5 protein-coding genes are annotated in these 8,091 nt (G+C 52.8%); all 5 read left to right on the top strand.

Annotated features, from left to right (window positions below; all coding sequences use genetic code 11):
* Positions 1-226 (top strand): BrxA family protein (locus tag ACOCD2_RS08360; protein ID WP_293674821.1); only part of this gene is annotated, 226 nt, incomplete at its 5' end.
* Positions 226-837 (top strand): DUF1788 domain-containing protein, encoded by a 612-nt coding sequence (locus tag ACOCD2_RS08355; RefSeq protein ID WP_419625674.1) that lies wholly within the window; start codon positions 226-228, stop codon positions 835-837. The genes ACOCD2_RS08360 and ACOCD2_RS08355, both read left to right, overlap by 1 nt.
* Before the next feature lie 11 nt (positions 838-848).
* Positions 849-4,343, top strand: a complete 3,495-nt coding sequence (gene brxC, locus ACOCD2_RS08350) for a BREX system P-loop protein BrxC (protein WP_293646992.1) — start codon at positions 849-851, stop codon at positions 4,341-4,343.
* Positions 4,340-6,007, top strand: a complete 1,668-nt coding sequence (locus ACOCD2_RS08345) for an ATP-binding protein (RefSeq protein ID WP_293646990.1) — start codon at positions 4,340-4,342, stop codon at positions 6,005-6,007. The genes brxC and ACOCD2_RS08345 overlap by 4 nt, the downstream gene beginning before the upstream one ends.
* Positions 6,008-6,092: 85 nt before the next feature.
* Positions 6,093-8,091, top strand: a 1,999-nt coding sequence (gene pglX, locus ACOCD2_RS08340; protein WP_419585035.1) for a BREX-1 system adenine-specific DNA-methyltransferase PglX, incomplete at its 3' end; no start/stop codon positions are given.

The following is an 8,091-nucleotide window of genomic DNA, read 5'->3' as shown; positions in this document are numbered from 1 at the left end:
GTTTTTCAATGCCAAAATGGAAATTTACCCTGAACTGGAAAAAATCACGGATTCCACGCGAAAAAAGCAGCGTCAGGTACTGTTCAGAATTATGCGGGAGGCGCAAATTATCGACTCGAATGACACCATTATTCCTGCCAGTTTGACTGTACGGCTCAGGGAATTGCTGTGTTCCCATCAGCCCCAGGCGCTGGTTCATTTCCCCTTGGCGGAAGGATGTCAATGATGCCTAAGGACCTAAGCAAAGCACCTGTTGCGGATCGTTTCGAGCATTTGCTGAACACCATAAGCAGTGATCGCTTCCTGCAAAAAAAGGGACTAGGGAACGAGATCCCCTTCTTTATCTGTCCCTATGACCCCAGGGAAGCCGTGGAGATGGAGCGACTGCAAAAGCAGTTGGTGAACAAACTGGCCAAGAAGGGCATTACCGTGCTTGAGGTCAATCTCTATGATCTGTCCATCGAGTTGCTGAAAAAGGAAGAGGATTGGGAATGGATCCTCGAGGAGGAGCCAAAGATCAGCAAGCAGGAACTCAAGGAAGAACTGCAATCGGTGCTGGATGTGGAAACTGTGCTCACGCCTGCCATAAGAGCCCGCATGGACGCCGAAACCTTCGATGTGTTGTTCCTGTCCGGGATTGGCGAGGTCTATCCCTACATTCGCTCGCACAATGTGCTCAATAATCTGCAGAAGGAAGCCAAGGATCAGCCAACGCTGATGTTTTTTCCCGGCGAATACACGCATTCCCTGGAAGCTGGCGCTTCACTGAATCTTTTTGGCCGGTTACAGGATGACAAGTATTACCGCGCCTTCAACATCTACCATTTCGAAATCTGAGGGAAAGCAGGATGGCTCTGAAAGAAATTTTCCACAAGCCCGTCGATCGCAACATCGAAGGCGTGATCAAGGCAGACGATGACGCCAGCCTTTGGTTGGAACTGGATGAGTATGTTATCACTAACGAAGTGGAAAAACGCCTGGAAGCCTTCCTGGATGCCTACAACAACTATGCCGGCGCCAACGGCGTATGGATATCCGGCTTTTTTGGCTCTGGTAAATCTCATTTGCTCAAAATGTTGGCGCTATTGCTTGAAAATTGGGAGGTTGAGGATATAACTGCTCGTGGGATTTTTTTAGAAAAAATCAAAGAAAACGAGATTCTGCGCAGTGACCTGAAAAAGGCAGTGGCCATCCCTTCAGAAAGTATCCTCTTCAACATCGACCAGAAAGCCGATGTCATCAGCAAGCAGGAGATGGATGCCCTCCTGGCCGTGTTCATCAAGGTGTTCGATGAGCATTGCGGCTACTACGGAAAACTTCCCTTTGTCGCCCAGTTTGAACGGGATCTGGACCAGGATGGCCTGTTGCAGGATTTCATCAGTGAAGTGGAAGCCAGAACCGGCAAGGACTGGCCATGGATTCGCCGCCGGGAAAAGCGCATGGCCAAGGCCATCGATGAAGCCTATAGCCAGGTGGTTGGCGAGCAAATACAAGGCATCATCGACAAGTACCGCAACGATTATCGCCTTTCCATTGAGGACTTTGCCGAACAGGTCAATGCCTACATCCTTCGCAAAGGTGATGATTTTCGGCTCAACTTCTTTGTGGATGAAGTGGGCCAATATATCGCTGGCAATACCAAACTCATGACCAACCTGCAAACCGTGGCGGAAAGCCTGGCCACCAAGTGCAAAGACCGCTCTTGGGTGATCGTCACCGCCCAGGAAGACATGAGTTCAGTGATCGGCGAAACAGGTCATCAACAGGGGAATGATTTTTCCAAGATACAGGCGCGTTTCAAGAACCGCATGAAGCTCACCAGCCAGAACGTGGCTGAAGTGATTCAAAAACGCCTGCTGCTGAAGAATGAAAAAGGCGTGGAGCAACTCAGTGAGCTCTACCATGCCCAGGTCAATAATTTCCGTACATTGTTCGGCTTTGGTGATGGCTCGGCCACCTACAAGAATTACCGGGACAAGGATCATTTCATCCACAGTTACCCCTTTGTTCCCTATCAGTTCGACCTGTTCCAGTCGGCCATTCAGAACCTTTCCCTGCACAATGCCTTCGAAGGCAAGCACAGCTCGGTGGGTGAGCGCTCCATGCTGGGCGTGTTTCAGCAGGTGGCGATAAAGATAGCCGACCATGAAATCGGGCAGCTTGCCACTTTCGACCTGATGTTCGAGGGCATCCGCACTGCCCTGAAATCCCAGATACAGAGCGCGGTACTCCAGGCAGAAAACAATCTCGATGATGCTTTCGCCATCCAACTGCTCAAGGAATTGTTTCTGGTCAAGTATGTGCGTGAATTCAAGGCCACGGTGCGCAATCTCTGCGTACTGATGACCGACAGCTTCGATCAGGATCTTCCCCGGCTTCACGAACGGGTAGAGGAAGCCCTCAACCTGCTGGAACAGCAAACCTACATCCAGAGAACCGGCGTGATCTACGAATACCTCACCGATGAAGAGAAGGATGTCGAAGAGGAGATCAAGAATACCGAGGTGGAAACCGCCGATGTTGCCGGCGAACTGGAAAAGATCATCTTCGACCGCATTCTCAAGAACCGGAAAATTCGCTATGACGAAAACGGGCAGGATTATCCCTTCTCGCGCAAGCTCGACGACAGGCTTTATGGCCGGGAGCAGGAACTGGCCATCCATGTCATCAGCCCATTCCATGAACAAGTGGAATCCGTGGATATCCTGCGTATGCAAAGCATGGGCAGAGAGGAGCTGCTGGTCATCATGCCCGCGGAAGAGCGACTGATTCGCGACCTGGGCATGTACAAGAAAACTGAAAAGTACATCCGCCAGAATATCTCCACCACCCAGCAGGATGCCATCCGGCGCATACTGTCTGACAAAGGTGTGCGCAACCAGGAGCGTTATGCCGATATCCAGCAAAGCGTAAAGACCTTGCTCGGCCAGGCCAGGTTGATCGTGGCAGGAGCCGATGTGGATGTCGGCGGAGAAGACCCTCAATCCCGCATCACCAAGGGCTTCTACGAGCTGATCGAGCGTACCTATCCCAATCTCTCCATGCTCCGGGGAATCGAGTACAAGGAAATCGATCTGTCCCGCTATCTTGAAGGCAGTGGACTTGACCTGGGAGACAACCTTTCCGAGCAAGAGCAGGAAGTACTGGCATTTATTCAGAGCAACCAGCGGGGTGGCGTTCGGACTACCCTGAAATCCACGCTGGAAAAGTTCGAGCGCAAACCCTATGGCTGGTACTACGCCGCCATTCTGTGCACGGTCGCCATGCTCAGCACCCGCGGGAAACTGGAATTGCGCAGCGATAGCGACATCCTCGAAGAAGACCCGTTGCGCGATGCTCTGCTGAACAGCCGGGAGCACGGCAATGTGGTGCTGGAACCCCAGGTGGAGTTCACCGCATCCCAGGTGCGCAAGCTGCGCGAGTTTTTTGAAGACTTTTTCGATGCGCCTCCAAAGAGCACGGAAGCCAAGGCGTTGGGCAAGGAGACGGCAGAAGCCTTTGACGGGCTGGTGAACAGCCTCGAACGCCTGTTGGCCCAAGCAGACGATTTTACGTTCCTCAGCGTCCTTCGCCCCGAACTGGGCAAACTCAAGGAGATAGTGGGCAAGCCTTACACCTGGTTCCTGACCGAACTGGGAAAACAGGAAGATGAACTGCTGGATCTCAAGGAAGGCCTCATCGGACCTGTCCAGAAGTTCATGGGAGGCAACCAAGCCCAAATCTACAAGGATGCAAAGCGCTATCTAAAGGAACAAGAATCCAATCTCATTCACATCAAGGGCGATGAAGCCGATCAGATCCGTGCTGTGCTGAATGATCCCGCCTGCTTCAAGGGCAGCCGCATCCAGCAGCTCAAAACCCACCTGGATACATTGAAGCAGAAAATTGATAAGGAAGTGGGCGTAGTGCGCCAGCAGGCCATAACGCAGCTCGATGCCATGCAAACCCGAATGCAGAGCATGGATGAGTATAAAAAACTCCCCGAAGTACGGGCAGCAGAGCTGGACTTGCCATACAAGGCACTGATCGACCACATCAATCTACAAAAGCTGATTGCAGTCATCAACGACTCCCTGCGCTACTTCGAAGAGCAGGGCTATCAAACACTGCTGGCGAACATGGTCGAAATGGCTGCCCCGAAACCGGAACCTGTTGAAGCAGATGAGGAAAAGCCAAAATCCCGCGTAGCAGAGCCAAAGGTCGAATATATTTCGACGCGAAAAATCAGGGTGGCGTTTGACAAGGCCTGGTTGGCGGATGAAGCGGATGTCGATGAATATCTGCAACAACTGCGCGAGGCCTTGTTGCGTGAGATCAAGGTGGGCAAACGGATACAGATATGAGCTGCCATGAGATAGAAGATCTCATTTCACAGGGCGAGTCGTTGACCGTCGAGTTCAAAAGCGACAGCAAGTGCCTGCCTGATCGGGAATTACTTGCCGCGATAGTTTCTTTGGCAAACACCGAAGGCGGCGATCTGCTGCTGGGTGTCGAGGATGATGGCACCATCACCGGCCTGCATGCCAATCATCTCAATACAGCCGGTCTGCCGGCGCTGATCGCCAATAAAACCAATCCGCCATTATCGGTGCGGATCGAAAAAATTGACCTGCCAGGTGGATCTGTCGCCTGGATCAAAATACCCAAATCCCGTCAACTGGTATCTACCTCGGAAGGCTTGCTGCAGCGCAGACGTTTGATGGCCAATGGTAAACCGGAGGCTGTTCCTTTTTATCCCCATGAATTTGTTCAGCGGCAGTCTTCCCTCGGGCTTGTGGATCCTAGTTCAGTGCCTGTGCAGGGGCTGACTGTTGATGAGCTGAATCCGCTGGAGCGTCACCGCATCCGCGAAGCAATCCAGCGTTATGGTGGCGACCAGTCCTTATTATCCTTGGCCGATAATGAACTGGACGGGGCACTTGGTTTAACCATAAACGATGAAGGCATCACCCGGCCGACAGTGGCCGGGCTACTGTTACTCGGCAGGGAAGCAGACCTTAGAAAACGGCTTCCCGCGCATGAAGTAGCCTTCCAGGTTTTGCGCGGTACCGATGTCCGGGTTAATGAGTTTTTCCGCAAACCATTATTGCAAACCTTTGAGGAGGTCGAGCAGCTATTCCGGGCGCGGGTGGAGGAAGAAGAGATTCAGGTAGGCCTGTTCCGCGTACCCATTCCCAATTATGACCGGCGCGCATTTCGGGAAGCATTCGTCAATGCCCTGGTGCATCGGGATTATTCCCGGTTGGGTGCGGTACATGTCATGCTGGGTGATGATGGATTATCCATTTCCAGCCCCGGCGGTTTCGTCGATGGCGTCACCCTGCAAAACCTGCTGACCGTTTCGCCACAGTCACGAAACCCGCTGCTAGCGGATATTATCAAGTGCATCGGTCTGGCGGAACGCACCGGACGTGGTATCGACCGAATCTACGAGGGCATGCTGCGTTATGGTCGCCCGGCCCCGGATTACAGCCAGTCCAACCCTTACACCGTCACCGTCCGCATGCTAAGCGGCGAGGCCGATCTCGAATTTCTGAAGATGATCCTGCAACATGAAGAGCAGACGGGCGGCGCCATGCCCATCGACAGCCTGATCATTCTCTCCCGGCTCCGCGAGGAACGGCGGCTGAGCACTACGGATTTGACCGTATCGGTTCAGAAAACAGAACCCGAGGTTCGGGCTACCCTGGAGAAACTGCTGGAAGCCGGACTGATCGAGGCGCATGGCACAGGGCGGGGCCGCACTTATACCCTCAGCGCCAAGGTATACCGCCAGACCGGTCAAAAAGCGGCCTATGTGCGTCAGGCAGGGTTTGACAAATTACAACAGGAGCAAATGGTACTGAAGTACATCGACAAGCATGGTTCGATCAAACGAGGGGATGTTATGGAACTGTGCCGAATAACCAAAGATCAGGCGGCAAAGTTACTTAAGTCATTGGTTAAAGAAGGAAAAATAATACTTCATGGAAGTAGGAGAGGGGCATTTTATGATCGTAATGCATAAAATATGCGCCAGACTCATAACTTATGGGACGACTCATAACAGGCTCATAATCCATGCCGGATATCAATGATATAGAGCGAATCAGATGAATACCTCAAAACTAAAAAAATTCGCCCAACACGCCCGCCGCAACCTGATCGAGCAGGTGTCCAACAAGCTGGATCTCGTGCTGAGCCAGGAAAGCCCTGAACGGCGCGAGCATCCACAGGCGGTGAAGAAGCTGGAAGTACAGATCCAGGCTCACGGTGAGGAGCAGGTGATCGAAAAGGTAGCTTATATCTGGTTTAACCGCTTTTGTGCCCTGCGTTTTATGGATGTGAACCGCTATACCCGAATCGGGGTGGTTTCGCCTGCCGAGGGGCAGTTCCAGCCGGAGATTCTGGCTGAGGCCAAGATGGGCCATATTGATGAAGGCATGGTGGACGAGTTGGCCAGGCAACGGATCTTCGCCCTGCTTGACGGCAAAACCCCCAGCCAGGATCCACAAGCCGAGGCGTACCGGCTGCTGGTCGTGGCGATCTGCAATTACTGGCATGGTTCGATGCCATTCATGTTTGAGCGCATTACCGATTTCACCGAATTGCTGATGCCCGACGACCTGCTCTCGGGCAACTCCATCCTCGCCTATACACGCGAAGCGATGACGCCGGATGTCTGTGAGGATGTGGAGGTGATCGGCTGGCTCTACCAGTTCTACATCTCCGAGAAGAAGGATGAGGTCTTCGAGGGGCTGAAGAAAAACAAGAAGATCACGCCTGAAAATATCCCCGCCGCCACCCAGCTCTTTACCCCGCACTGGATCGTGCGCTATCTGGTGGAAAACTCCCTTGGACGCCTGTGGATGCTCAACCGCCCTGATTCACGTCTGGTTGAGCAGATGGACTACTACATCAAGCCAGAACAGGCAGAGTCCGGTTTTCTGCGCATAAGCAGTCCCGAGGAGATTAAGATCTGCGACCCGGCCTGCGGCTCCGGTCACATGCTGACTTACGCGTTCGATCTGCTCTACACCATCTGTGAAGAGGAGGGTTATGAACCTGCCGAGATCCCGGAGAAGATTCTGACGAAGAACCTTTACGGTATCGAGATCGACGAACGTGCCGGGGAACTGGCTGCCTTTGCGCTGACCATGAAGGCCCGTGCCAAACAGCGCCGATTTTTCCGCAAGCAAGTGCAGCCCAATATTTGTGTACTGGAGAATATCCAGTTTGGTGAGGATGAGCTGAAGGAGTATATGGATTTTATCGGGCGCGACCTGTTTACTGCGCCATTGCAAACAACCCTGCGCCAGTTTGAGGAAGCCGACAATTTTGGTTCACTGATCCGCCCGGACCTTACCAATATTGAAGAGATAGTTCGGGTGCTGGAGGCCAAGGATGTTTCCGGACAACTGTTCCTTAAAGCTACGCATGACAAGGTGTTGAAGATCCTGCGGCAGGCCAATTACCTGAGTCCAAAATACCATGTGGTGATTGCTAATCCGCCGTATATGGGTGGCAAGGGGATGAATGGGCGGTTGAAGGCTTGGGCGGGCAAGAACTATCCCGACAGCAAATCCGACCTGTTTGCCATGTTCATGGAACGAGCGCTGGAAATAAGCATACCAATCGGTATGATGGCGGTGATCAACATGCAGTCGTGGATGTTCCTGTCATCGTTTGAAAAACTGCGCAACAAGCTGTTGGGCAATGCCACCCTGCTGTCAATGGCGCATCTGGGCGAGCGCGGGTTTGACACCATCGGAGGCGCGGTGGTTTCTACCACCGCCTTTGTGTTCGCCAACGGCCACCACCCCAACCACAGGGGCGCTTATCTGCGACTGGTCGATGGCGGCAACGAAGCTGAGAAGGCCGAGATGGTACGCGAGGCGATCCGCAACCCAGATTGCGGGTGGTTTTACTGCGCCTCGGCTAAGGATTTTAGCAAAATCCCGGGCAGCCCTTTAACCTATTGGGTTGGAGATTGCTGGTTTCAAGTGTTTTCTGATTCGGTGCCCATAGGAGAAGTTTCCTATGCTTCGGAGGGGATCAAAACAGGGAACAACGAGAAGTATCTACGGCATTGGTTTGAAGTAGCTTACTTAG

The sequence above is a fragment of the Thiolapillus sp. genome (assembly GCF_048562965.1).
GTDB classification, from domain to species: domain Bacteria; phylum Pseudomonadota; class Gammaproteobacteria; order Chromatiales; family Chromatiaceae; genus Thiolapillus; species Thiolapillus brandeum_A.
The sequence above is the reverse complement of the archived record's forward strand: the minus strand, read 5'-3'. Positions and strand labels throughout refer to the sequence as shown.

Bases quoted from the DNA above. Each gene is read 5' to 3' on its own strand.
- brxC (WP_293646992.1), top strand. From the start codon at position 849: ATGGCTCTGAAAGAAATTTTCCACAAGCCCGTCGATCGCAACATCGAA.
- ACOCD2_RS08355 (WP_419625674.1), top strand. From the start codon at position 226: ATGCCTAAGGACCTAAGCAAAGCACCTGTTGCGGATCGTTTCGAGCAT.
- ACOCD2_RS08345 (WP_293646990.1), top strand. From the start codon at position 4,340: ATGAGCTGCCATGAGATAGAAGATCTCATTTCACAGGGCGAGTCGTTG.